A 24,227-nucleotide genomic window follows, 5' to 3' on the forward strand; every position below is an offset into this window, starting at 1 on the left:
CTCTAAACTTATCTACACGAAAGAGGTAGCCTCAAAGCGTCACAATAGCCAACTCTGATCCGCCCATCAGCACCAAGTACTTTTTGGTTACAGGAAGTCCATAGGTCTGGCTAAGCGCTTCTGCATATAATTCCAGTTGTTGTTGATAGCGTGTTTTTAAGTCACTCGGATGACGATACCTATCTGTTTTGTAGTCTATCAATTCGATATGATCTTCAAACAAGAGAAAGGCATCTATAATCCCACGAATGACATAATCTTCTTGGCTGAGAGGGTCTTTCTTGAGGATGGCAAATGGAGCTTCTCGGTAAAGGTTAGTCGAGTAGGTTTGAAACCTTTTTCCTAAAGCCGTTTCAGTAAAGAACTGTTCTACCTTTTGTAAATCAAGGGCTGCTTTGACCACTGCTTCAGCTTCTATTTCTTCCAACGCTTGGGCAATTGTTGCCAAACTGATTGGCTTCGTTAAAGGGATGGCTTGCATGAGTCGATGAAGAGCTGACCCTACCTGACTAGCTTCAACTTTAACTTGCTTTGAAAATTCAGGTAAGGTAAATGCATTGAGTGTCCGATAACTTTTTTCCATGACCTCGACGCCATCTGAATCCAACAGGGGCTCATAAGCAGCTTTTAGTTGGCTTGGCGTTCGGACTGTTGGTAGGTGAATGGCAGCTTCATAGCGTTCATTAAGTTGAGATACCTTATTAAGCATGTCAATGGCTCTCGTAATATCTGCTGACTGACGATTGTCTTTGAGGTCATCTGGTTGTAAGAGCTGTTGACTCTGTAGATGACCAATAGCTTCTGGACTCAATTCACTTTCTTCAATAAACTGAACATCAAAATGGAGATCTTCTGCGGTGAAGGTATCTGCTATCGCTAAAAGCCAATCTTGGAAGGACATTAGTCGCTCACGCAGAGCTAAAGGCAAATGATTTCCCGAGCGTTTGCCATCGGTGAATTCTTGACTTTTCTCCTTGCTTGCCTTGCCTATCAGATAGATTTGCTTTTCAGCCCGTGTCATAGCAACATAGAGTAAGCGCATTTGCTCAGACAGAGTCGCCAAACGCAGCTCTTGTTTATTGAGTTGATAGGGGAGAGTTTCCATACTCACTTTCACTGAAGGTAACGTTTTTTCTTCCAGAACGTCTTTGACATCTGCTAGATACTTAATACCGATGCCCTGTTGACGGCTTAAAATAAATGGCGCATGGACATCTGTCATGGCAAAACGCTTATCACAGTTGAGGAGAAAGACATACTTGAATTCCAATCCCTTGGACTTGTGAATAGTCATCAGATTAACCGCTTGTTTAGAGCTAGCTACCTCAACATCGGCTAAATCATTTTGTGTTTCCAACACCTTGTCAATCATGCCAATAAAACGCGAGAGACCTTTGTAACCTGATTGTTCAAACTGATTAGCTCGAAGTGCTAAGGCATATAAATTAGCTTGTGCCTGTTCTGCTTTAGCTTGACTACCCACAAAGTCAAAATAGAAACGGTCGTTGAAAATTTTCCAAATGAGATCATAGAGCGACCTGATTTTAGCGTAACGGCGCCAGCTTTTTAAGGTCTCTATAAACCTGCTTAGTTTTAGTTTTAGGTCTTGATGGACCAACTCAGGGTGTGTTCCTGTGCCAAGGCATGCTCTCTCCAGTTTATCGTAGAGGCAATCTGCTTCTTTGTCGTCTCCTTGTTGGAGGGCTAGCCTAGTCAGTTCATCTTCATCAAAAGCAAACATCGGTGAACGCAATAGGGCGACCAAGGCATAATCATTTCTTGGATTATTAATAGTACGTAAAGTATCCAACATCACCATTACTTCAACTGACTTAAGGTAATTTTGCTGACCACCATCTGCCACAAGCGGAATACCGTATTGGTTAAAGGTATGAAAAATGGCATCATTTCTTGTTCTAGATGATACTAAGAGGGTTATATCCTCAAAAGGTACGTGTTGCTCATTGTGTAACCTAATGATTTCTTTAGCAACGATGGTCACTTCACTAGGCGAAATGCCATCCGCATCTTCTATGTCAAGTTGATCTTCGTGATCGGTGTTATAAAGCAGGAGCTTAGCACGATGCTCTGGGGAAGCAATTTTTTGACCAACGCTACCTGCCACCAACTGATGCTGCTCATCATACAAAATATCTCCTAGGGATTCATCCATTAAATGAGTAAAGACAGCATTGCTAGCTTCTAAAACTTCTGTTTGACTCCGGAAATTCTCTTTCAATAAAATGAGTTTTCCTTGCTCAGGATAGGTTTGATAGTCCTTGAATTTTTGATTGAAAATCTGAGGATCTGCCTGTCGAAAACGGTAAATGGATTGTTTAATATCACCAACCATAAAACGGTTATGTCCATTTGATAATAAAGTCAACAGCCGTTCTTGCATATGATTATTATCCTGATACTCATCAACCATGACTTCATGATACTGGTCTTGATATGTCTGCCTAATATCAGGGTTTTCTTCTAAAATCTGTATGGCAAAATGGGCAATATCTGAAAATTCAAAAGCACCTTCTTGTTTTTTGGCATCCAGATAAGCCTTCGAAAAAGCAAGCACAACAATCTTCAAAAGTTCTAATAAGGGAAGGCTTTCTGGCTGATAGCTTAAAATGGTTTCTAAGTGCCTAAATCGGATGAGCTTTTGGTGTAAACTCTTGAAAACAGGGTATTTTATCCCAGCCACTGTCACATCATTTCCAGTCGGCAAAAGAGCTGTCAGGTCCTTTGCCAAGCGGCTTATCCCCTGTCTCCCATAGAGGTAAGGAAAGTCACGCGCCCATTCGTAAAGCTTCTCGATCATGGCCAAATGTTTGACGTATTTGGCTGTTGGTTTCCCAGCTTTTGTCAGCTGACCATAATCTTCCATGTCAGTCACATCTCTTAACTGATCTGCGGTATCTTGCATGGTTGACAGCAAGAGTTGAATCTCTTGTTCAGGGACATCTTCAAGCCCTTGATAGGTTTGAGCAGCTTTTAGAAAGGTTTCTTCTAACCACTGTTTCGGATTTTCAGTAGATTGACTAAAGGCGTAGCAACTATAGACGACTTCTCTAAACGAAGAAGCATCTTTACGATTACCGGAAAAATTTTTGACCAATGCCTTGAATAAGGATGAATCATCTTGAGTCATAAATTCTTCAAATAATTTGCTAAAAACATCTCGCTTTAGAATGTCTTGCTCCGCCTTATCTTGCATAATACGAAATTGAGGGGAAATACCAATGCTGTACCCGTAACGGATGAGGACTTTTTGAGCAAAAGCATCCATCGTCCCAATATCAGCTTGTGACAAAGCTTGTAATTGGTCTGTTAGATAAGCTTTTAGCAACGAATCACTGGTTTTCGCAATTTCCGCATACAGTTTCTTTTCAATACGTTCACGTAACTCCGTAGCGGCTTTGACCGTAAAGGTTGAAATAAAAAGTCTATCTACTGAAACACCCCTTAGGATTTTATCAAGAATCCGTTCCACCATAACAAAGGTTTTTCCAGATCCAGCTGAGGCTGACACCAAGATATTTTGCCCACTGGTATAAATAGCTTCGATTTGTTCTGGGGTTCTTTTTTGCGCTTGACTACTTTGAGTTTCTTTTTCTTGTAATTGCGCAATGGCACTTGGACTTAAAAAAGGGTCAAATGATATCACAGGTTATCCTCCTTTTTCATTAACGTTAAAAACTGCTGGCGCTTATCTTTGGCAGGGAGCGTTACAAGATGCCTTGCTTGGCCCAAATCAAGATCAGCCTCAAAACGTGTAATAGCCTTGAGTTGTTCTCCTTGAACAGACTTCCCATCACTTGTATAAGGGTTAATGACAAAATGCCCTTTCTTAATCTGCTCTGCTGCTTTCTTGTAAAGAAGAGCATTATAAGTCAAGAGGGTTTGTAACTCTTCAGTGGAATAAAGTGCATTTCGCGTCTGGTAAGCACCATTTGCTAAATATTCTTTTTCAGACTCTAAAAAGATTCCTTTATAGGTCAATTCTTTATAAATACTTTCAACTAGTTTATCATCAAGTGCTTTGAAAGATGCTAAGTCCAACTTAGGCTCTTGCAAATGCAAGTACATGGCACCAAATAAGTGCCCTAAATCATCTGGTCCAAGTTGTTGCTGCAAAGCAGCCAGATAAGTAACAAGTTGTGGGCTTAACCCATTGTAAAATTTCCCGATATCAAACTGATTCGCACTGGATTTATAATCAACAATCCCTAGACTCCCATCACTTAACTGGTCAATCCGGTCAATTATCCCATGGACTACTACCTGATCTGTCACGTGAAGGGCAAAAGGTTCTTCTTGTCGACTGACAGTCATATTCTGATTAAGACGCAAAATAGAAGCGGTTGACTTAGCAATATCTTCAAGCAAGTCTAAACTGAAACGATCTTCAGCACTGTCTTGATAGATGTATTGAAACTCTTTTTCTTGGTTAGTTTGATGAATGGCTTGCGCCAATTTGCTGTCAAAGGAAGCTGCTGTGTGATCCGTCATCACCAATTCAAATACCCGATGTAAATATTGCCCATGAATGCGGGCATCAGGATGAATGGATTCGGCTTCTTGTAGCCCTAGGACATACTGCAAAAAATACTTGTACTGGTTATTATAAAAAACAGTCAGAGCAGTCGATGATAGTCTAAGCGGTCTATCGCTTGGAAAACGTGCCTCAATAACTTCGGAGGCTAGAGGTTTCGTCACCAAATGGTCATCTAGCATAGGAAGTGTGACTTGATGATGTCTTAATTGTCGTCGGAGATAGCGAAGGGCAACCGTCCAAAAAGTCTTGTCCTGTTCGGTCATGTCAGCTACTATAGCTTCTCGATTAAGGTCAACTAAACGTGACAAAAGGGCCTTATAGTTGCCAATATCACTAGCAGCATAAGAAAAGCGATTGCTTCCTTTATCAATCAGTGGAAGACCAAAGGACATCAATTCCTTGAGGTAAGGAGACAAGTCATCTGAAAATTCGTTCACTACTGCTGGGACACTCAGGACCAATTCTTGAGTGGCTGCATTCAAAAGCGAAAGAGCTGTCTGATGATTTTTCTTGCTATTTTCGATACTGCCAATGTCAAAATGCTGGAAGCTATCAGTGATTTCGTTAATTCTTGCCCGTTCTTGATCAGAAAGTAGCCCTGTCTCTTTGACTTGCTTTGGAAAATGGGATTGCGTAAGACCAATAGCATAAACAAAAGGTTTTGAGTGAGGTTGCACCAAATCATAGGATTTGATAGAAACAACATCTAAAGTAGCTGGAACAATACGATAGTGGGCTGACTGCATTCCCATTTTGATTAAGGAAAGACAGTCCGCCAGTTTCAATTTTTCCTGACCAAAAATCTGGTAAAAAGAGGTTAACACACCGGTAAATGTTTTCCAAACTTCCTCATTTTTCTCGATTTCTAGTTCATTTTGGCCCAGGCTTTTCATATTTTCTGCTAACTGAACGTCTTTAAAAAAGGTCATCAATTTATCTAGCAATGACGTTCCCAATTGTTTTTGACTCTTAAATAAGGCTTGCAACGGAGAAAAAACAGCTTCTCTTACCTCGTTTAACAACTCTAATGGGTAATGACGAGAGGAATTAATCGTAAAAGGCCTTGAAAATTTAGTAAATCCTTTAATGTCTGCAAATTGGAGGTATTCTTCAAAGCGGTCAACGTCACTATCGGCAAACCTTCCAAAAAGTCCTGATTTGAGCAGGTTTAAAATATCTTCACGACGCCAATTATAGCGCTGGCTCCGCTCTAAAGATTCTATAAATTGCACTAAGGGATGAGCGGTCATGGGTTCTGCCTTCCCTAAATAGTAAGGAATCTCAAATTTGTCAAAAATGGGACCAATTTGCAACTGGTAGGCGTCCACATCTCCTAGCAAGACCAACATGTCCTTATAGCGATAACCTTCATACAATTTTTCTCGAATAGCCTTAGCAACATGCTCTATCTCTTCTTTTTGCTGATGACTTTGCCAGAGGTAAATGTCTTCTTTATCTTTTTCTTCCAATTGCCAATCTACTTGAGAAAAATCATGGCTAGCTTCAAATAACTGAGTCACTCTTGAAAAAGACGGCGCGAAAACCTTTTCCGATTGAGAATAAATCGGTTTTGTCTTGTACTGTTCAGCAAGCCCTTGCAAAAATTGGATACTGGCCTCATAAATATTTCCTTTAATAAACGGTTTTTGGTAGGCTTTCTGACTAATATAACTTCCTATCACAATCTCTTGACACTTGTTGTTAAGAAGAGATAATAGGTAATCTTCTTCAGCAGAAAAACGAGAAAACCCATCAATAACTAGCACTGTTTTTGATAGTTGTTCGTCCAATTGACCTGTTTCAATGGTTTTAGCAAAGGACATCAACGCACTGTCTTGATGGTAATCTTGCTGAGTCATGAGTTCTTCGGCAAGGGAGATAATCCTTATTAGGTCTTCTTGTTTACCGGGAGTATCTAACTCGGTTAACTCATAGACACTAAGGTTAGCCGTTTTTAATTCTTGATAGAGATCAATTAGCTGCTTAATAAAAGCCGGATCGTCTTTCAAGCGACCATAAACAGGAAGATCTTCAGGGGTTAACTGCATTAAGACGCGGTAAAAAATCATGGCTAAGGCTGTCTCGTCTAAGGCTTGTTTTGACTCAGAGTTAGAGAATGTAAAATACCTTGCCATCTGAGCAAAACGCGTCACGGTAATGGAGAAAGACCCTCGTTCTGGTAGCAAGTTCAATACTTCTCTTTCCTTTTCAAACGAGAGAGAGTTTGGAGCAAGGTAAAAGACACGGTAACCTCGAGAGGCAGCCTGCCTTGCTTCAGCCACCAAAATGTCTGTCATTGAATAGGTCATTTCTGTATAAATTAGTTTCATAGAGCTCCTTTATGGTGACCAAATCTGTTTTGTTATATTATAGCAAATCCCTATAGCTTTTCCTATTTTGGACTAACTAAAAATCATCTCAAAATAGCGTTTTCAAGCACTAAAACAAGCATTTCTGACCGAATTATTTTATAATAGTAACAAGAAAGAAACGAGGGAAATCTTATGAAAACGGATGATTTGAGAGAAAGTCAACAGGTTGAAGATAGGCGTGGTCAATCGTCTGGTTCTTTTGGAGGCGGCGGCCTAGGTGGCGGCGGGGGCGGTCTTCTACTTCAATTACTCTTTTCACGAGGAGGTTGGAAAACCAAACTGGTTATTCTACTCCTTCTCCTAGTCATGGGAGGGGGTGGCCTATCTGGTGTTTTAGGAGGCAATCCTTCTTCCTCCAATAACAATGCCTACCAATCAAGCCAAGTAACACGTACAAATGGTGATAAGGCTAGTCAAGAGCAGGTTTCTTTTGTCAGTAAGGTCTTCGCCTCTACCGAAGACTATTGGACCAAACAGTTTAAAGATAAGGGGTTAACTTACAACAAACCAACCTTAGTCTTATATTCTGGTGCCACACAGACAGCTTGTGGGACAGGTCAAGCCTCTGCTGGTCCTTTCTATTGTCCAGGCGACCAAAAAGTTTATTTAGACATTTCGTTTTACGATGAGTTGTCTACTAAATACGGCGCCAAAGGTGACTTTGCCATGGCCTATGTGATTGCTCATGAAGTTGGCCATCATATCCAAAATGAAATTGGCACCATGGAAGACTACGCTAGTGCTAGACAAGGACGCTCAAAGGCAGAAGCCAATCAACTCAATGTTAAGTTAGAGCTTCAGGCTGACTACTATGCTGGTGCTTGGGCTAATTATGTTCAAGGGCAAGGCCTTTTAGAAAAAGGAGATATTGAGGAGGCAATGGCAGCAGCTCACGCAGTTGGGGATGATACTCTGCAAGAAGAAGCTTATGGCAGAGCCGTTCCAGATAGTTTTACCCACGGAACTTCGCAACAACGACAGCGTTGGTTTGACCGAGGTTACCAATATGGTGACTTTGAGCATGGCGACACCTTCAGCGTCCCTTACAATAAACTTTAACTAAGAAAAATCAACATTACGCAAATAAAAACCAAACAAGTGTAGCACTTGTTTGGTTTTTATTTTTCTTTCAAACAGCAATAACAACTCGGCCTATTTTTCTCGACGCAATACACCATCTTCCATGTGATAAACCTTGTCACAAGATGCCAGCATCCGATCATCATGAGTGACCATAATAATGGCCTTGTTTTTTTCTTTACTTTCCTTAGCCAACAGTTTGACCACTTCATAGGCTTTTTCAGTATCCAAACTTGCAGTAGGTTCGTCTGCCAATATCAGTGCTGGATCATGGTAAAGAGCACGGGCAATCGCCGCTCTTTGCCTTTCTCCGCCGGACAATTCTTGAGGTAACTGATGTTTTAGCCCTGCAATGCCTAAATCGTCAAATAACTGATTGGCTTTGGCTTTTTCTTTGCTTCCTGTCAAATGATCGACCAATTCCAACTGCTGCTGGACTGTTAAAAAAGGTATCAGATTGGAAGCTTGTAAGATAAAACCAACGGATTTGAAGCGCAAGCGTGAGCGCTCTTTTTCTGATAAATGCGTATAATCAGTGCCATCAATGATTAGCTGACCAGAACTTGGGGTCTGTAAGCCACCAGCAATGGTCAAAAAGGTTGATTTTCCAGAACCTGATAGTCCAATAATAGCCACAAATTCTCCAGCTTCAATGGAAAAGTCAGTTGCCTTTAATGCGTTGATTTCGTGATGACCATCTTGAAATGTTTTGGTCACTTGTTTAAATGTTAAAACCGACATCACTACCTCCTATCCAATTGCTTTCAAAGGATCAATTCGTACAATGCTAAAAACAGAAAATAAGGTTCCTAACAAAGCAAAACAAACCATACTGACTAATATCGCTAAGTAAACTAGCCAATTACTTTGGAAGGGAACTGCCTCAGGGAGCACTAAAGACGTCAACCAAGTTCCCAATAATCCTAAACCGCTTCCTAAAGCACTTAACAAGAAGGTTTGCAACAGAACTGCTTGTGCAATCGTTATATTCCCGATACCTTGAGCCTTCATGATACCGAAAATAGGAGCCTTTTGAATAGTTAACACATACATAAAAATACCAATGATGATGGCTGAAATCACAATGAGAAACCCAATCATAAAACCAAAGGTCAAAAGCTGTGCCTTGTAACCAGGCAATTTAGTAATAAAAGTTTTGATAGGCAACTTTGTCAACTCTTGATTAGGGTAGTCTTCTAGGTTTCCCCTCACAATAAACGCATTAACCAGTTGCTTATTCTTAGTCTCCCCCTTACCATTTTTTAAGGTTTGAAAGGCATCGAGCGACAGGTAAGCAACAGGGGCCACACTAAATTTAGCATTTTGAGTATAGCCAACGATAGTTAATGCTTGACTAGAACTCGATGTGTAAAAGTCCTTGCCAATCGCAAAAGCTTCCTCTTTTGCAAGGCTTTGATCCAAAACAACCTCTTTGTTAGTCTTAAATAATCGACCTTTTACAATGTTAGGACGAATAAAGCTAGTAGAATCAATCCCGAAAAGGCTAACCTTAACTTTGTCGGCATCCTTAGGATTTTTAACTGACCACGCCACGGTATTGAGTTGAGCAAGAGGAGCTACCTTGTCTGCTGTTATTTGATTTTCTTGAGCTCTGGACACCTGTGATAAGGTCAAGGTAGCGTCAGCATCCTTGGCTAGTAAAACACTGTCAGCTTTCCAAAGATCAACCGCCGAGCGGTTCTCCTGCATCAAACCAAAGGCCAATCCTGACAAAAAGAACATCAAATAGGCAACCAAACATAGCAAACCAGCAATCAAACCATACCGCAATTTGGATTGTTTCATTTCATTAAGCGCTAAAAACATCTCTCATTCCCCCTTATATATATCACTAGCTTAGCATAACTTCCCAGAAGTCCCTACTTATCTGTTTAGCATTTAAGGACCTTTGGTAATCAAACGGCAAGATAGCAGATAAGAGGGCTGATAATGAGCCGTCATCTCTTGTAAAAAGCATAGCATCTCCTCAGATTTAGTTTCCAACTGAGCATCCAAATCTTTGAAGTGGTTTTTTTCTTCCTGACTAGCTACCTTTTTAAAATACCCCCAAACATGCTGATATGCCGTTCGTAAGGTTTTTACTGTAGGAGGAATGGCTTGCGCTTCTTCAATCAAACAATGAAAAGTCAACACCTTTTCTTCTGACCACTGATTTCCTTTAAACAAACCTCTTAAAGCATTATAATGCTGCTGTGAGTGTGCCATGACCCAATACTTTTGATAAGCCCATTGTTTTTGGTAAGTTTTCAAACTAGCATCAGACATGAGACAGTCCTTCCAACGTAATGGTCACCGTAGCTTCAGGTTTGAGGAGTTGTTTCACACGACAATAAGTTCCAATGTAAGCCAATAAATCAGCTTTCTTTTTGTCATCTAAAACATCATCAATCCTAACAAGTAGTTCAAAAACTTCTTCCTCATAACTAGCCTCAACAGAAACAGCAAGTGTGTCTTGCTGAAATTGACGATGGTAAAAACCCTGCACACACATAGTCACACAAGAAGACAAGGCAATAACCAGTAAACTCATAGGGGTTTCCCCTTGATCAGTTTTTCCAAATAAGGTTACACTATCTCCGTAGCCTTTCGAAACCGTGTGGTAAAGGCGGTTGCCTGTTATTTTTGTTTGATACATTCTGATTTTCCTCCACCTTCTGATGTTTTTCTCCAATCATTTGAACTGGAGTTCTTTTTTCCTCTATTATAACAGAAAAAAACGGAGCCTTAGAGGCCCAGTTTTTTTCTTAGCGTACTTCAGCACCGACTTGTTCTGTCAATGCTTTGGTGATTTTCTCCATGTATTTAGCAACTTCTTCATCCGTTAAATTGTCATTTGGATTTTGGAAAGTAAGGCTATAAGCCATTGATTTTTTGCCAGCCTGAATGGTTGCTCCTTCATAGACGTCAAAGAGTTTAATGCTAGTCAAGCGTTTTACACCTGCTGATTCAATAGCTGTTACAATGGCCTGATGACTCACCTCACGGTCAAGTAACAAGGCAACATCACGTGTCATAGCAGGGAATTTTGTGATTTCCGCAAAAGTTTGATCACTTGGCAACGCTGCTTCTAAAGCAGCCATATCCAATTCTGCCACATAGGTTTCTGGAATACTATAAGCCTTTGCTGTTCCTGGATGAACTTGACCAACAAATCCAATCACTTGCTCATCTAATAGGATAAGCGCTGTCCGTCCTGGGTGCATGTTTGCTAGGTCTTTGGTTGGCACATATTGAACCTTGAGGTTAAGGTTTGCAAATAAAGTATCCAAGATACCTTTAGCATGGTAAAAATCCACTGCCTGAGCTTGGGTTTGGAAATCTTTTTGTGCCACTAAGCCAAAAATAGCAAAAGCAAAATGGTTCACTTCATTAGGAAGATCTTCTTTTGGATTAGCTTCTTGTTCAAAGATTTTTCCAATTTCATAAAGAGCCAAGTTACTTTGTTTACGAGCCACATTATAAGCTACCGTATCTAACATCCCTGAAACCATATTTTGACGAAGCGCTGAACGTTCCACAGACATTGGCCACATGAGTTCTGTTAGGTGACTTGGTGCCACTGCAAACTCAACAGCTTTCTCTGGTGTTGTCAAGGCATACGAAATGATTTCAGTCAAGCCCAATCCTTCCGCTAAGCCACGGACTTTACGACGAAGAGCCTGTGTTGGCGTTAATTCTGCAGCCGTTCCCCCTGCCTCTGGTAAGGTTGTCGGCAACTTATCATAACCATAGATACGCGCAATTTCTTCCACCAAGTCAGCTGGGATGCTAACATCCCAACGACGCCGAGGAACAGCTACCGTGAAGCTTGTTTCATCTCCTGTTAGACCAAATTCAAGTTGGTCAAAAATCCTTTGAATATCAGCAAAAGTTAATTCTGTTCCTAAACGAACATTCACATAGTCAAGGCTAGTTGAGACTTCAACAGGTTCTGTTGGCAATTGTCCAGCTTGAACATGGCCTGATAAGACTTGACCTTCTGCTAATTCTTGTAACATAGCCGCTGCAAAGTCAAGCGCTTCTAAAACAGTTGCATAGTTAACCCCTTTTTCAAAGCGTGAAGATGATTCCGAACGAAGGTTTAAACGACCACTCGTTTTACGAATTGATTTGCCATCGAAAACAGCGGCTTCAAGAACAACCGTCTGAGAGTTGGCATCAATTTCAGTGGCTTGACCACCCATAACACCTGCTAAAGCAACTGGTTTGTCAGCCACGGTAATAACAAGATCCTCAGTGGTCAATTCCCGTTTTTCACCATCAAGTGTGACTAAACTTTCCCCTTGACGAGCCGCACGCGCCACAATCTTATGGTCTTCAAATTTATCATAATCAAAAGCATGCATAGGTTGACCAAAATACAAGAGCACATAGTTGGTCACATCAACCACATTATTAATAGGACGAATACCAGCATTCATTAAAAGGTTTTGCAACCATTGTGGACTTGGCTTAACTTTGACATTTTCAACGACACGGCTAGCGTAAGTTAGAACTTTATCAGAGGTAATGGCCACTTCAATGGCTTCTGAAGTTGCCTTATCAGATTCTTGTAGATTTTTTTGGGGGAATGATACTGACTTGCCATAAATAGCTGCGACTTCATGTGCCACACCTCGCATAGAAAGCGCATCAGCACGGTTAGGTGTAATGGACAATTCAATGATATGATCGTCCAAGTCCAGGTATTTAAAAATAGCATCACCTGGCACAGCCTCTTCTGGCAAGATTTGAATACCGTCTGAAAATTCTTTTGGAATGATACTATCTGACAAACCGAGTTCTTGCAAGGAACAAATCATGCCAAGAGATTCCATGCCTCGGATTTTGCCTTTTTTGATTTTATAGTTATCCGCAATACGAGCGCCTGGCACAGCCACGATAACCTTAATCCCTGCTTTCACGTTTGGTGCGCCACACACAATTTGACGTGGCGTTTCATCACCTGTATCTACCTGACACAAATGCAAATGTGTCTCTGGCACATCTTCGCAAGAAAGCACATGCCCCACAACCAGTTTTGATAAACCTTCTGCAGGGACTTCAATTCCTTCTACCTCGATACCCGTTGTCGACATTTTCTCAGCAAGTGCTGCTGGCGTCACATCGATATCTACTAATTCTTTTAACCATTTATAAGATACTAACATAATTTTAGTGCCCAAATCACTCGGCTAGAGAAAGCTCTCAAGCCTTGATTTGAGTCATTTCCTTTCGTATTTTAAGTTCCAAGTCAAAACCCTTATGACATTGAAACGAGAGGGACTTTCCCCTTAAACAATTAACCTATTATCATTACCAATCAACTTTCACTCAATCTTAGATAAAATAGCTGACAAAGGTCTTCAAACGACTCGTTTTAGTTAAATTGTTCAGAGAAACGTTGGTCACCTTGATAGAAACCACGAATGTCATTAATGCCATAACGTAACATGGCAATTCGCTCTTGACCTAAACCAAAGGCAAAGCCTGAATATTCTTGTGCATCAACACCTGACATTTCCAAGACACTTGGGTGAACCATACCAGCACCAAGGATTTCAATCCAACCTGTTTTCTTGCAGACATTGCAACCTTTCCCACCACATTTGAAACAAGACACATCCACTTCAACAGATGGTTCTGTAAATGGGAAGTATGAAGGGCGCAAACGAATGCTACGTTCGTCACCAAACATTTTCTTGATAATCATTTCGAGAGTTCCTTTGAGGTCTCCCATGGAAATATTTTTGCCTACAACCAAACCTTCAATTTGATGGAATTGATGTGAGTGGGTAGCGTCATCAGTATCACGACGGAAAACACGACCTGGAGAAACCATTTTTAAAGGCCCTTTTGAAAAATCATGTTGATCAAGAGTACGGGCCTGCACAGGACTGGTGTGAGTTCGTAACAAGATTTCTTCTGTGATATAAAACGTATCTTGCATGTCACGGGCAGGGTGATCCTTTGGCAAATTCATGCGCTCAAAGTTGTAATAATCTTTTTCTACCTCAAAGCCATCAACAATCTGAAAACCCATTCCTAAGAAAATATCTTCGATTTCTTCACTGGTTTGTGTCAACACATGACGATGCCCCAGAGTCATTTGACGACCCGGTAAAGTCACATCAATGCTTTCAGCATCAAGCTGGGCTTGAATTTTAGCAGCTTCTACAATTTTAGCCTGTTCTTCAAAGGCTTTTGTCAATAAGTCACGAACTTCGTTCACCTGTTTACCAACCACAGGACGCAAGTCATTAGACAAGTCTTTTAGCCCCTTTAGTAATTCTGTCAAAGATCCCTTTTTCCCAAGAACAGCCACGCGCAAATCTTGCAGTTCTTTGGTATGATTCCCCGTCAAAGATTGGAGAGTCTCCAATGTTTTTGTTTTTAATTCCTCTAATTGTGCTTGTAAATCCATAGTTTTCCCTTCTTTTAGCGATGAAAAAAGCGTGCCACTACTCCACTTCATAAGCGGAGCGTTGACACGCGGTACCATCCGTTTTTATCTGATGTTATCAGACCTTAATTAATTGTCTCTAGCTGAGTGAATTCCTAATAGTTCCCTTCAGAAGGCTTCCAGTCACGACCCTCACTCCCTGTCAATTTCCCTATTAGTACTAGTCTCATAGACACTTATTCAATTAGTTCTATTCTATCAAAAAAAGTGCTTAGTGACAATCCTAAATCATGGATTTTTAGCCTAGGGATTGATGGCAATCTGTCCTGTTCGATAATCAACCGTCAACCCTGCTTGAACATTTGGAACAAACACGTTAAATGCTAAACTCCCATCGGCAGATTTGGCCTCTAACTGGCTGCCACTGGCTAACAGATTATCACCATCATAAAGCAAGGTAACACGATAACGGACCCTTTTGCCCTTATCCAATGCACGACGTACTAATCCTTCATAGTAATTTTGACCTGTCGAATAGGGTTTATCTGCTTGATTGGCCCAACTTAGTTGAGTAGCAATGTTATCAGGATTACTGGTAGATGCATCAAAACCTTTCAGTCCACCGACTAAAGCATAACCTAGCAAATGTCCTCTATCAACTGCGTGGTCATAATTTCCTTTTAAGTGATGTAATTGGTGCCAACCAGCAGGCTTGAAGGTACGATAAGCATTGTCCGTTTGATAGCGATTTCGATACTGTCGTGTCGACTTAGTAAGTAAGGCATTAGCTCTAGTAGGAACCTTTTGTCCTTGGACCCATTTGGTTTCATTATTGGCATAGGGCAGACTGGCTACACTTGCGTTTAAATCTGTTTTGTTCCTGTTGATAATATAGGCGCCTGCTCCATTCCATTCAATATTGGAACCTAATTGTTCCTTAATGGATTTGGTCAAGACAGAAGCGGATAGGGCTTCTGTGGGAACCTCACTATAGACTTCTTTTGATTCTGATGATGATTCACCCTTATCTCCCAAAACGGTACGATAAATTTGCTTAATAGGATGATTGCTAGCTATGAAATCACTCTTAGCAAGGTAACTAGACCCCAACACTAACAAAATCAATAAGAAGGAATTAAGCACCCTTTTTCGTTTTTTCCTTGTTAACATACTTCCTCTCAAATGCTATAAAAAGTAGGCAAGGCCTACTTTCCAGTAAATTTATTCACTAACTCTGCCCACTTATCTAAAGATAAGATAGACCAAGGATTTCCCCCATCGCCCATAAAGCTGTAACCTACCATTAGACCAAAAGCTAAAAATAAGCAAGCTAACAAAGCAATTCCTAAGATGAGCAATAATTGTCTTATAACATATCTCCAACCACTTGTCATAAACTAATCCTCGCTTATACGGCGGATTGAAGCCCCCAGTTTAGCCAATTTCTCATGAAATTGATAATAACCACGGTCCAAGTGGGTCAGCTTGGTAACAGTTGTTGTGCCTTGGGCAACCATTCCTGTCAAAATAAGAGCAGCACTAGCTCGTAAATCTGTTGACATGACCGGTGCTCCTTGTAATTCATGACCCCCATGAATCATGGCAGTATCCCTTAGAATTTCAGATTGTAAGCCCATGCGTCGCATTTCTTCTAAGTGCTGAAAACGATTCTCAAAGACTGCCTCAACCATAGTGGATTCACCTTTGACCACAGCCATAAGAGCCGTAAATTGTGCTTGCATATCTGTTGGAAAGCCTGGATGAGGTAAGGTTTTAACTGATACAGGTTTAAGTTTGCTCGTATCAGCTTGCACACGAATACCTTTTTCTTCTTCTGTAACCGAAACCCCCATCTCTATTAACTTCGAAATGAGAGGACGATTATGTTCCCAAACGGCATCTTTGACCAAGACATTTCCTGATGTCATAGCTGCTGCAACCATAAAAGTACCTGCTTCAATACGGTCTTGAACCACATCGTGCTCCACCCCATGAAGACTTGTGACGCCCGTGATTGTCAGTGTCTCTGTACCAGCACCACGAACCTTAGCTCCCATTTTATTTAAAAACTGAGCCAAATCCACAATTTCTGGCTCGCGAGCTGCGTTTTCAATCACCGTCACGCCTTCAGCCAAACTAGCAGCCATCATTAAGTTTTGAGTAGCACCAACAGATGGGAAATCCATGTAGATAGTTGCCCCTTTTAGGCGTTTTGCTTGAGCGGTAATATCTCCACCTTTTTGAGTAATCTTTGCCCCCATGGCTTCTAGGCCTTTTAAGTGCAAATCGATTGGCCTACTACCAATTGTACAACCACCTGGCATAGACACTTTGGCATGGCCATTACGCGCCAAAATAGGTCCTAAAACAACAATAGAGGCACGCATTTGACTCACGTACTCGTAAGGGGCTTCATCTAAAATGTTTCCTGAAGCATCAACTGTGATTTCGTTAGCTGCCTCATTAAAATCAACGGCAATATCTAAACCACGCACCACATGATTCATAGTAAAAACATCAGAAAGAATAGGAACATTTCTGAGAATTGTTTTCCCTTCTGAAGGTAAGATAGTTGCTGCTAACAGAGGAAGAACTGCATTTTTAGCTCCCTCAATAACTACTTCTCCTTCTAACCGTGTCTGGCCACCTTCAATGATTATTTTATCCACAATCTTCTCCCATATCTATCTCATAGTTGTTGTCATATTATACCATATATCTTTTGCTGACATCCTAGCGGAACTCAAAAAAGAGAGTTTGGCTAATCTGAATTAATTCTAACATAAAATGGCTCACCAAATACCCTAGGGCAATAGCCACTAGAAATACAAAAAGACGCAGTTTGCCAAGATTTTCTGGGTGGTGATGACTAAACTTTGTCCAGTCAATCACGCTAATCAGTAGTTGATAACTGAGGCCAATAAAAAATAAATGGCATAAAAAGGTAATAATTTTCATTAGTGATTCCATAAACCTATTATAACATACCATTTTGATCCGTCCAACTAAGCAAGAACGTCCATACATAAAAGCTCAAAGCATAATAGAGTCTCTTGTTAATTATGGCTCTTTTTCTGGATGTCACCTCTAAACAGTGATCTAATAAGCAGTACCCCTATGATGAGATGGTTTCTAACCCCTTACAATCCCAATAAAAAAAGAGTTCTCTTACACATTTCTTTGGCCATAATGATTTGCCGCGAGAAAAGAATAAGGTTAAACTCTCGAAAAAGGATGTCATAAAGATTGAGGAAGGATAAGCCATAGCTTGGATCCCTTCCCTCTTTATTAACAGCTTTTATTTTTTACTAACGTTGATACGATTCAAAGCGCGGCGCAAGGCAACCTTGGCACGACGAACCTCATCAATATTATGGGTTGTTTCAGCCTGTGCAATTTCACGTTCTGCTCTTAGTTTTGCTCGCTCTGCTCGGCTGACATCGATATCACGGTCACGTTCTGCAGAATCAGCGACAATGGTAACCACATTATCCTTGATTTCAATAATACCACCATTGATTGCAATCCAGTCCACTTTTTCATCTTCACCACCTCGGCGAATTTTCATTTCATGAACTTGCAAAGGTGCAATTAAATTGATGTGATTAGGTAAAATCCCCATCTCACCATCTGGTGTTGTTACCGAAATAAATTTAGCATGGTGATCATATTTGATTCCATCTGGCGTTACCACTTGAACAGTCATTTGTGTCATGGCATCACCTCATTAAAAGCCCATTTTTTCGGCTTTTTTAATCACATCCTCGATTGGACCAACTGAACGGAAGGCGTCTTCTGGAAGATCATCGTATTTTCCTTCAAGAATTTCTTTAAAGCCGCGAACTGTATCAGCAACTGGCACGTAAGAACCAGGAAGACCTGTAAATTGTTCAGCAACATTAAAGTTTTGTGATAAGAAGAACTGGATACGACGCGCACGTCCAACCAATGTTTTTTCTTCATCTGATAATTCATCCATCCCCAAAATAGCGATGATGTCTTGTAATTCACGGTAGCGTTGAAGCACACGTTGAACTTCTGTTGCCACAGCATAGTGCTCTTCACCAACAATTTCAGGTGATAAGGCCCGTGAACTTGAAGCCAATGGGTCAACCGCAGGGTAAATACCCATTTGAGTCAATTTACGCTCAAGGTTAGTTGTTGAATCCAAGTGAGCAAATGCAGTTGCTGGCGCTGGGTCAGTATAGTCATCGGCTGGCACATAAATCGCTTGGATAGAAGTAACAGATCCTTTTTGAGTTGACGTAATACGTTCTTGCAATTGTCCCATTTCAGTAGCAAGTGTCGGTTGGTAACCAACAGCAGAAGGCATGCGGCCTAAGAGGGCTGATACTTCTGAACCTGCCTGAGTGAAACGGAAGATATTATCAATAAAGAGCAAAACATCTTGGCCTTCTACATCACGGAAATACTCAGCAATGGTTAAACCAGTAAGGGCTACACGCATACGTGCCCCAGGCGGCTCATTCATCTGACCAAAAACCATGGCAGTTTTCTCAATAACGCCTGATTCTTTCATTTCCCAGTAAAGGTCATTTCCTTCACGTGTTCGCTCACCAACACCGGTAAATACTGAAATACCTCCGTGTTCTTGGGCGATATTGTGGATTAATTCTTGGATAAGAACAGTCTTACCAACTCCGGCACCACCGAAAAGTCCAACTTTACCACCTTTAAGGTAAGGGGCAAGAAGGTCAATTACCTTGATACCAGTTTCAAGAATTTCTGATGATGTTGATAACTCATCAAACGATGGTGCTTTTTTATGGATTGGCTGACGGTCAACGTCTTCTGCAAATGGTTCTTCCAAGTCAATGGTTTCTCCAAGTACATTAAAGACACGTCCCAAAGTTTCTTTACCTACTGGTACGCTAATCGCACGACCAGTGTCAAGAACTTCTAACCCACGTGTAAGCCCATCAGTTGATTCCATAGCGATTGTTCGCACCATACCGTCACCAAGTTCCAGAGCAACTTCAAGGACGATTTTTTGCTTTTTATCACTATCTTTATAAACAATCAATGCATTATTAATCTCTGGAAGTTTGTCCCCACTAGCAAACATAACGTCTACTACTGGACCAACAACCTGAGCAATTTTGCCTGAGCTCATTCATTTCTCCTTATATTCGATAGTAAGGGATTGCTTAGTTTTACTAACCTATCTCATTCTAAAAACCGCAAGTGATTTTAAAAAGGAATCCCATAAGTCATTTTATCTCGATTGATAAAATTGAATGCTGACAATAACCTAATCGCTAGTCAGCGTCATTTTTTATTCTAGTGCATTTGCTCCTGCAACAATTTCAGTAATTTCTTGTGTAATTGCTGCTTGACGAGCTCGGTTATATTGGATGGTCAAATCGTTAATGACATTCTTAGCGTTATCTGTCGCTGTCTGCATAGCAGTCATACCTGCTGCATGTTCAGCCGTTTTAGCATCAATGATAGCCCCATAAATTAAACTTTCTGTGAATTGAGGTAACAATTGATCTAAAATATCATGACGATTAGGTTCCAATTCAAACCCAGTAACACCTTCTTCTGCTGCTTCATCAGCAACCAAGTCAGAAATTGGCAACATCTGTTGAACACGGACTTGGCTGGTTAAGCTATTCACATGGTGATTGTAACAGACATATAACTCATCAAAAATCTCATTGACAAACATGTCAACGGATTGTGAAATGATTTGTCTCACTTGTTCAAAACTTGGTTGATCCGCAAGTCCACGAAGTTCAAAAGCCACATTCATCCCTCTTGCTTTGAAGAAGTCTGAACCAACACTACCAATAGAAATGATTTCATAGTCACCATCAGCGTGGTACTCTGTGATCATATCCATAACAGATTTCAAGATTTTTGAATTGTAACCCCCAACAAGTCCTTTATCAGACGTGATGACAATATAGCCTGTTTTTTTGACAGGACGAGACACCAACATCGGATTATCAGATCCTATGGTTAATTCTGATTTCAATAAATCTGTGGTAATCTGGCGAATTTTTGAGGCATAAATTTGAAAATCACGAGCTGCCTGCTCAGATTTAACAAGTTTTGCAGAAGAAACCATACGCATGGCACTAGTGATTTTACTTGTTTTCTCAGTTGAAATAATTTTAGCTTTAATTTCACTTAGAGAGCCTGCCATACTAGTATCCTCCTTCTATTACTTAAAGTTTGATTGATCTTTAAACGCTTTAATAGCCGCATCAAGGTCAGCTTCTTCAGGAAGGTCTTTTGTGGTACGGATAGTTTCAAATAAGTTATCGTAATGAACATCGAAGTAGTCGTAAAGAGCTTCTTCAAAGGCCAAAATATCATCTACTGGAACATCATCCAAGAAGCCATGGGTAAGGGCATAAAGAATAACGACTTGCTTTTCAACAGGCAATGGTTTATGCAATGGTTGCTTCAAGATCTCAACCGTACGGCGACCACGATTAAGTTTTGCTTGTGTTGCAGCATCAAGGTCCGAACCAAATTGGGTAAAGGCTTCTAATTCACGATAGGAAGCCAAATCCAAACGAAGAGTACCAGCAACCTTTTTCATCGCTTTAATTTGAGCTGAACCACCTACACGTGAGACAGATGATCCTGCATCAATCGCTGGACGAATCCCTGAATTAAAGAGATTCTCTTGCAAGAAGATTTGTCCGTCTGTAATCGAAATAACGTTAGTCGCAATATATGCAGAGATATCTCCGGCCTGTGTTTCGATAAATGGCAGAGCTGTGATAGAACCTCCACCTAAATCATCAGAAACTTTTGCAGAGCGTTCCAAAAGACGGCTATGCAAGTAAAAAACATCCCCTGGGTAAGCTTCACGACCTGGTGGACGACGAAGCAAGAGAGACAATTCACGATAAGCCACCGCTTGTTTTGATAAATCATCATAGACAATCAAGACATGCTTGCCTTGGTACATAAATTCTTCAGCCATGGCAACACCCGCATAAGGAGCGATAAAGAGCAACGGTGATGGTTGTGAGGCTGACGCTGTCACAACAATCGTATAATCCAAGGCACCGTAACGGCGAAGGGTTTCAACTTGTGTACGAACAGTTGATTCTTTTTGACCAATAGCCACATAGATACAAATCATGTTTTGACCTTTTTGGTTCAAAATCGCATCAATAGCTACGGATGTTTTTCCTGTTTGACGGTCTCCGATAATCAACTCACGTTGCCCACGACCAATTGGAACCAAAGCATCAATTGCTTTTAATCCAGTTTGTAATGGTTCAGAAACGGATTTACGCTGCATAACACCAGGAGCTGGCGTTTCTACTGGTCTAAAGCCAGTTGTTTCAATATCTCCCAAGCCATCAACTGGTTGTCCAAGTGGGTTTACCACACGTCCAATGAGAGCTTCACCAACTGGTACTTCCATGATTTTACCGGTACGTTTAACCACATCTCCTTCACGGATTGTTGAAAAATCACCAAGAATAATGATACCCACATCATTTGACTCAAGGTTTTGAGCCATCCCGTAGGCACCATTTTCAAATTCAAGAAGTTCACCACTCATGGCATTATCTAATCCACGGGCACGTGCAATACCGTCACCAATATAGGTAACGATCCCAGTTTCTGTGACATCGAAATTTGGCTGGAAGTTCTCAATTTGCTTTTTAATTAAAGCGCTAATTTCTTGTGCATTAATTGCCAAAAGTCACACCACTTTCTATTTTAAATTCATTTTAAATGCTTGCAATTGACGACGAATACTGGTATCAATTACTTTATTATTGACGCTGATAATAAATCCTCCAATAAGCGAAGGATCCACTTTTTCAATTAAACGACCTGCTGTTACAGCAAATTTCTTTGCTACAACTGCACGAACACGGCTTTTTTGCTCCTCAGTCAAAGGTAGTGATGAGGTAACGGTCACATCATACTGATTTGAGACCGCCGCTATCTCCTTCAAAACTGCTTGAAGGATAGGATACAAGTAAGTCTCACGTTCATTTTGTAAAACGAGGTCTAAGAAATTATTCATGTAAATAGAATTATTTCCCTTTAATAAGGTTACCAGTTTCATTTTTTCAGCATGTGGAACAGCCAGGCTTGATAAACTATGTTCAAGATTCGTTGCTTCAAACGTCTCTAAAATGGCAAGCACATCAGCCTTTAAGGCATCAAGAGAATGATGTTCACTTGCTACCTCGACAAGACTTTTTGCATATTGCTCAATAAGAGCCTGTTCTTTTTTGGTCATTAAGCTTCTCCTAAGTCATCAAGATAACTATCAATAAGCTGGCTTTGCGCCGCCTTATCAAGATTAGCTCCCATAATTTTTTCCGCTAAAAGAACCGTTAAATCAGACATTTCTGTTTTGACTGCTGAGATAGCGTCTGATTTGCTTTGTTCAATATCTGTCAACGCTTTTTCTTTCAAGCGTTTTGCTTCATCAGTAGCTTCTGCTACCAATTTATCACCTTGTAATTGACCAATTTCTTTGGCATCACTGATGATTTTACTTGCTTGTGAACGACTAGCGTCCAAGTTAGCTTGACTTTCTGCCTCTAACTGTTGAGCGCTTAAGCGTGATTGCTCAGCCTGATCAATATCTCGAGAGATTTGTTGTGAGCGTGTCTGTAAAATCGATTCAATTGCACCCCAAGCGAATTTTTTGATCAAGAGTAACAAGACGATTACAGAACCTGTTACTAGAATAAAATTCCCAACGAGTTCACCAAATGTGATTGACATTCGTTTGTTCTCCTTCCTTATTCTTCTGATTCATTGACTTTCTTTCCTAGATAGGTCGCTGTCAGTTTTGTGAAAACGAAAGCCTGTATGCAGGAAATAAAGACTGAAAAGGCTGTCCACGCCATATTGACTAGGAAAGCAATTGGCCACCAATAAACTCGATAATTTGCCAGTTGAACAATCAAACCTGTAACAACTTCCCCGGCAAAGATATTACCGAATAACCTAATGGCAAGTGATAAGAAATTTGTGAACTCTTCTAATAAATTCATCGGAGTCATTGGCCACGGCGTAGCCAAACGTTTCAAATGGGCAACCAAGCCACGACGTCTAACCCCTTCAATGTGTACCATTAAGGTAATAAAAAGAGATAGAGCAAGGTCAAAAGCCAGATTGGCTGTTGGCGAGGTCCATAGGTTATAGCCATTAACTGTCTCTAGTTTAGTAAATAACCCTAAATTATTAGCGACAGCCACAAAGAGAAAAATGGTGAACAGTAAGAGCGAATAAGATTTTTGTAGATTATGATCTAAGTGCTCTTCTCCAATACCATCCACAAAACTGATTAAATATTCTAAAGCAGTTTGCTTCCCTTCTGGTTTCAATTTCATTTGGCGACTTGCCCAAAAAACAAAGGCAAAGACAATCGCAATTGTGACAATACAAACAGCAAGTAGGGTCAAATTAAAGGTTATTGGACCAAGCTTCAGCATGGGTATTTTAGCTTCTTCCATCTAACACCCTCCTTTTCTATTATAAAATAGGCTGTTATTTAAGAATGAAGGCCATAACAAGGGTAACGAAGAAAGTACCTTCGATAAAGGCAACACCCAAGATCATTAACGAACGTAATTGACCAATGATTTCTGGTTGGCGAGAAGCTGCTTTGAAAAGATTTGCCATCAAGAAACCTTCAGCAAGAGAAACACCAAAACAGGCCAAAGCCAATGCGAAAATAGGATTCATAGTAGAATACTCCTTAAAAATTTTTTTACTTTGCTATTCTATTCCTTAAAATTAAGAATGTCAACAGATTTCTTTAGTCTGGGTACGCTTTCTTAGACTAATACTAACC

Annotated in this window: 21 protein-coding genes; 1 reads left to right on the forward strand and 20 read right to left on the reverse strand. The window is 40.6% G+C overall.

Annotated features, from left to right (window positions below; all coding sequences use genetic code 11):
- Positions 1-31 precede the first annotated feature (31 nt).
- The gene (gene addA, locus FQT67_RS06465) at positions 32-3,661 is read right to left on the reverse strand and encodes a helicase-exonuclease AddAB subunit AddA (RefSeq protein WP_281429784.1); all 3,630 of its coding nucleotides are present in this window, start codon (positions 3,659-3,661) and stop codon (positions 32-34) included.
- On the reverse strand, positions 3,661-6,885 hold the full coding sequence (gene rexB, locus FQT67_RS06470; protein WP_046177170.1) for an ATP-dependent nuclease subunit B: 3,225 nt from the start codon (positions 6,883-6,885) through the stop codon (positions 3,661-3,663). The genes addA and rexB overlap by 1 nt, the downstream gene beginning before the upstream one ends.
- Before the next feature lie 174 nt (positions 6,886-7,059).
- Here rexB and FQT67_RS06475 point away from each other — a divergent pair, with 174 nt between their 5' ends.
- Positions 7,060-7,986 carry a neutral zinc metallopeptidase gene (locus tag FQT67_RS06475; RefSeq protein WP_022554458.1) on the forward strand — a complete coding sequence of 309 codons (927 nt, stop codon included), beginning with the start codon at positions 7,060-7,062 and terminating at the stop codon, positions 7,984-7,986.
- 93 nt (positions 7,987-8,079) lie between these two features.
- Here the strand turns inward: FQT67_RS06475 and FQT67_RS06480 are convergent, their stop codons facing one another.
- The 18 genes from FQT67_RS06480 to FQT67_RS06565 form a co-directional block, all read right to left on the reverse strand.
- Complete coding sequence (locus FQT67_RS06480) at positions 8,080-8,748, reverse strand: ABC transporter ATP-binding protein (protein WP_046177171.1); 669 nt, start codon at positions 8,746-8,748, stop codon at positions 8,080-8,082.
- A 9-nt stretch (positions 8,749-8,757) separates the two neighbouring features.
- Positions 8,758-9,834, reverse strand: coding sequence for an ABC transporter permease (locus FQT67_RS06485; RefSeq protein WP_046159385.1), 1,077 nt, complete (start codon positions 9,832-9,834; stop codon positions 8,758-8,760).
- Between the two features lie 72 nt (positions 9,835-9,906).
- Entirely contained in the window at positions 9,907-10,293 is a 387-nt protein-coding gene (locus FQT67_RS06490) for a DUF1722 domain-containing protein (protein WP_046177172.1), read from the reverse strand.
- A complete protein-coding gene (locus FQT67_RS06495) occupies positions 10,286-10,663 on the reverse strand; it encodes an OsmC family protein (RefSeq protein ID WP_046177173.1) in 378 nt (125 codons plus the stop codon). Before FQT67_RS06495 ends, FQT67_RS06490 begins: the two co-directional genes overlap by 8 nt.
- A gap of 109 nt (positions 10,664-10,772) precedes the next feature.
- Complete coding sequence (gene pheT / locus FQT67_RS06500; RefSeq protein WP_046177174.1) at positions 10,773-13,178, reverse strand: phenylalanine--tRNA ligase subunit beta; 2,406 nt, start codon at positions 13,176-13,178, stop codon at positions 10,773-10,775.
- Positions 13,179-13,387: 209 nt separating this feature from the next.
- Positions 13,388-14,431 carry a phenylalanine--tRNA ligase subunit alpha gene (gene pheS, locus FQT67_RS06505; protein ID WP_046177175.1) on the reverse strand — a complete coding sequence of 348 codons (1,044 nt, stop codon included), beginning with the start codon at positions 14,429-14,431 and terminating at the stop codon, positions 13,388-13,390.
- A 282-nt stretch (positions 14,432-14,713) separates the two neighbouring features.
- A complete protein-coding gene (locus FQT67_RS06510) occupies positions 14,714-15,580 on the reverse strand; it encodes a DNA/RNA non-specific endonuclease (RefSeq protein WP_046159387.1) in 867 nt (288 codons plus the stop codon).
- A 35-nt stretch (positions 15,581-15,615) separates the two neighbouring features.
- Positions 15,616-15,804: a DNA-directed RNA polymerase subunit beta gene (locus FQT67_RS06515; protein ID WP_003057490.1), complete on the reverse strand. Its 189-nt coding sequence runs from the start codon at positions 15,802-15,804 to the stop codon at positions 15,616-15,618.
- A gap of 3 nt (positions 15,805-15,807) precedes the next feature.
- Positions 15,808-17,079, reverse strand: coding sequence for a UDP-N-acetylglucosamine 1-carboxyvinyltransferase (gene murA, locus FQT67_RS06520; protein WP_046177176.1), 1,272 nt, complete (start codon positions 17,077-17,079; stop codon positions 15,808-15,810).
- A 64-nt stretch (positions 17,080-17,143) separates the two neighbouring features.
- On the reverse strand, positions 17,144-17,380 hold the full coding sequence (locus FQT67_RS06525; protein WP_277997757.1) for a DUF1146 family protein: 237 nt from the start codon (positions 17,378-17,380) through the stop codon (positions 17,144-17,146).
- A 328-nt stretch (positions 17,381-17,708) separates the two neighbouring features.
- A complete protein-coding gene (locus FQT67_RS06530) occupies positions 17,709-18,125 on the reverse strand; it encodes a F0F1 ATP synthase subunit epsilon (protein ID WP_003050138.1) in 417 nt (138 codons plus the stop codon).
- A gap of 12 nt (positions 18,126-18,137) precedes the next feature.
- Positions 18,138-19,544 (reverse strand): F0F1 ATP synthase subunit beta, encoded by a 1,407-nt coding sequence (atpD, locus tag FQT67_RS06535; protein ID WP_003057452.1) that lies wholly within the window; start codon positions 19,542-19,544, stop codon positions 18,138-18,140.
- A 162-nt stretch (positions 19,545-19,706) separates the two neighbouring features.
- Positions 19,707-20,582: a F0F1 ATP synthase subunit gamma gene (locus tag FQT67_RS06540; RefSeq protein ID WP_002985236.1), complete on the reverse strand. Its 876-nt coding sequence runs from the start codon at positions 20,580-20,582 to the stop codon at positions 19,707-19,709.
- 18 nt (positions 20,583-20,600) lie between these two features.
- On the reverse strand, positions 20,601-22,106 hold the full coding sequence (atpA, locus tag FQT67_RS06545; protein WP_046177177.1) for a F0F1 ATP synthase subunit alpha: 1,506 nt from the start codon (positions 22,104-22,106) through the stop codon (positions 20,601-20,603).
- Between the two features lie 15 nt (positions 22,107-22,121).
- Entirely contained in the window at positions 22,122-22,658 is a 537-nt protein-coding gene (locus FQT67_RS06550) for a F0F1 ATP synthase subunit delta (protein ID WP_003057492.1), read from the reverse strand.
- Positions 22,658-23,152, reverse strand: coding sequence for a F0F1 ATP synthase subunit B (gene atpF / locus FQT67_RS06555; RefSeq protein WP_046177178.1), 495 nt, complete (start codon positions 23,150-23,152; stop codon positions 22,658-22,660). The genes FQT67_RS06550 and atpF overlap by 1 nt, the downstream gene beginning before the upstream one ends.
- Positions 23,153-23,169: 17 nt before the next feature.
- Positions 23,170-23,886 carry a F0F1 ATP synthase subunit A gene (gene atpB / locus FQT67_RS06560; protein WP_003050130.1) on the reverse strand — a complete coding sequence of 239 codons (717 nt, stop codon included), beginning with the start codon at positions 23,884-23,886 and terminating at the stop codon, positions 23,170-23,172.
- A gap of 34 nt (positions 23,887-23,920) precedes the next feature.
- Positions 23,921-24,118, reverse strand: a complete 198-nt coding sequence (locus tag FQT67_RS06565) for a F0F1 ATP synthase subunit C (protein WP_002985249.1) — start codon at positions 24,116-24,118, stop codon at positions 23,921-23,923.
- Positions 24,119-24,227 lie beyond the last annotated feature (109 nt).

The sequence above is a fragment of the Streptococcus sp. NCTC 11567 genome, from assembly GCF_902141215.1.
Lineage (GTDB): Bacteria > Bacillota > Bacilli > Lactobacillales > Streptococcaceae > Streptococcus > Streptococcus dysgalactiae.

Excerpts from the sequence above, each read along its gene's own strand:
- rexB (WP_046177170.1), bottom strand. The coding sequence starts at position 6,885 with ATGAAACTAATTTATACAGAAATGACCTATTCAATGACAGACATTTTG.
- FQT67_RS06475 (WP_022554458.1), top strand. The coding sequence starts at position 7,060 with ATGAAAACGGATGATTTGAGAGAAAGTCAACAGGTTGAAGATAGGCGT.
- FQT67_RS06480 (WP_046177171.1), bottom strand. The coding sequence starts at position 8,748 with ATGTCGGTTTTAACATTTAAACAAGTGACCAAAACATTTCAAGATGGT.
- FQT67_RS06485 (WP_046159385.1), bottom strand. The coding sequence starts at position 9,834 with ATGTTTTTAGCGCTTAATGAAATGAAACAATCCAAATTGCGGTATGGT.
- FQT67_RS06490 (WP_046177172.1), bottom strand. The coding sequence starts at position 10,293 with ATGTCTGATGCTAGTTTGAAAACTTACCAAAAACAATGGGCTTATCAA.
- FQT67_RS06495 (WP_046177173.1), bottom strand. The coding sequence starts at position 10,663 with ATGTATCAAACAAAAATAACAGGCAACCGCCTTTACCACACGGTTTCG.
- pheT (WP_046177174.1), bottom strand. The coding sequence starts at position 13,178 with ATGTTAGTATCTTATAAATGGTTAAAAGAATTAGTAGATATCGATGTG.
- pheS (WP_046177175.1), bottom strand. The coding sequence starts at position 14,431 with ATGGATTTACAAGCACAATTAGAGGAATTAAAAACAAAAACATTGGAG.
- FQT67_RS06510 (WP_046159387.1), bottom strand. The coding sequence starts at position 15,580 with ATGTTAACAAGGAAAAAACGAAAAAGGGTGCTTAATTCCTTCTTATTG.
- FQT67_RS06515 (WP_003057490.1), bottom strand. The coding sequence starts at position 15,804 with ATGACAAGTGGTTGGAGATATGTTATAAGACAATTATTGCTCATCTTA.
- FQT67_RS06525 (WP_277997757.1), bottom strand. The coding sequence starts at position 17,380 with ATGGAATCACTAATGAAAATTATTACCTTTTTATGCCATTTATTTTTT.
- FQT67_RS06530 (WP_003050138.1), bottom strand. The coding sequence starts at position 18,125 with ATGACACAAATGACTGTTCAAGTGGTAACGCCAGATGGAATCAAATAT.
- atpD (WP_003057452.1), bottom strand. The coding sequence starts at position 19,544 with ATGAGCTCAGGCAAAATTGCTCAGGTTGTTGGTCCAGTAGTAGACGTT.
- FQT67_RS06540 (WP_002985236.1), bottom strand. The coding sequence starts at position 20,582 with ATGGCAGGCTCTCTAAGTGAAATTAAAGCTAAAATTATTTCAACTGAG.
- FQT67_RS06550 (WP_003057492.1), bottom strand. The coding sequence starts at position 22,658 with ATGACCAAAAAAGAACAGGCTCTTATTGAGCAATATGCAAAAAGTCTT.
- atpF (WP_046177178.1), bottom strand. The coding sequence starts at position 23,152 with ATGTCAATCACATTTGGTGAACTCGTTGGGAATTTTATTCTAGTAACA.
- atpB (WP_003050130.1), bottom strand. The coding sequence starts at position 23,886 with ATGGAAGAAGCTAAAATACCCATGCTGAAGCTTGGTCCAATAACCTTT.
- FQT67_RS06565 (WP_002985249.1), bottom strand. The coding sequence starts at position 24,118 with ATGAATCCTATTTTCGCATTGGCTTTGGCCTGTTTTGGTGTTTCTCTT.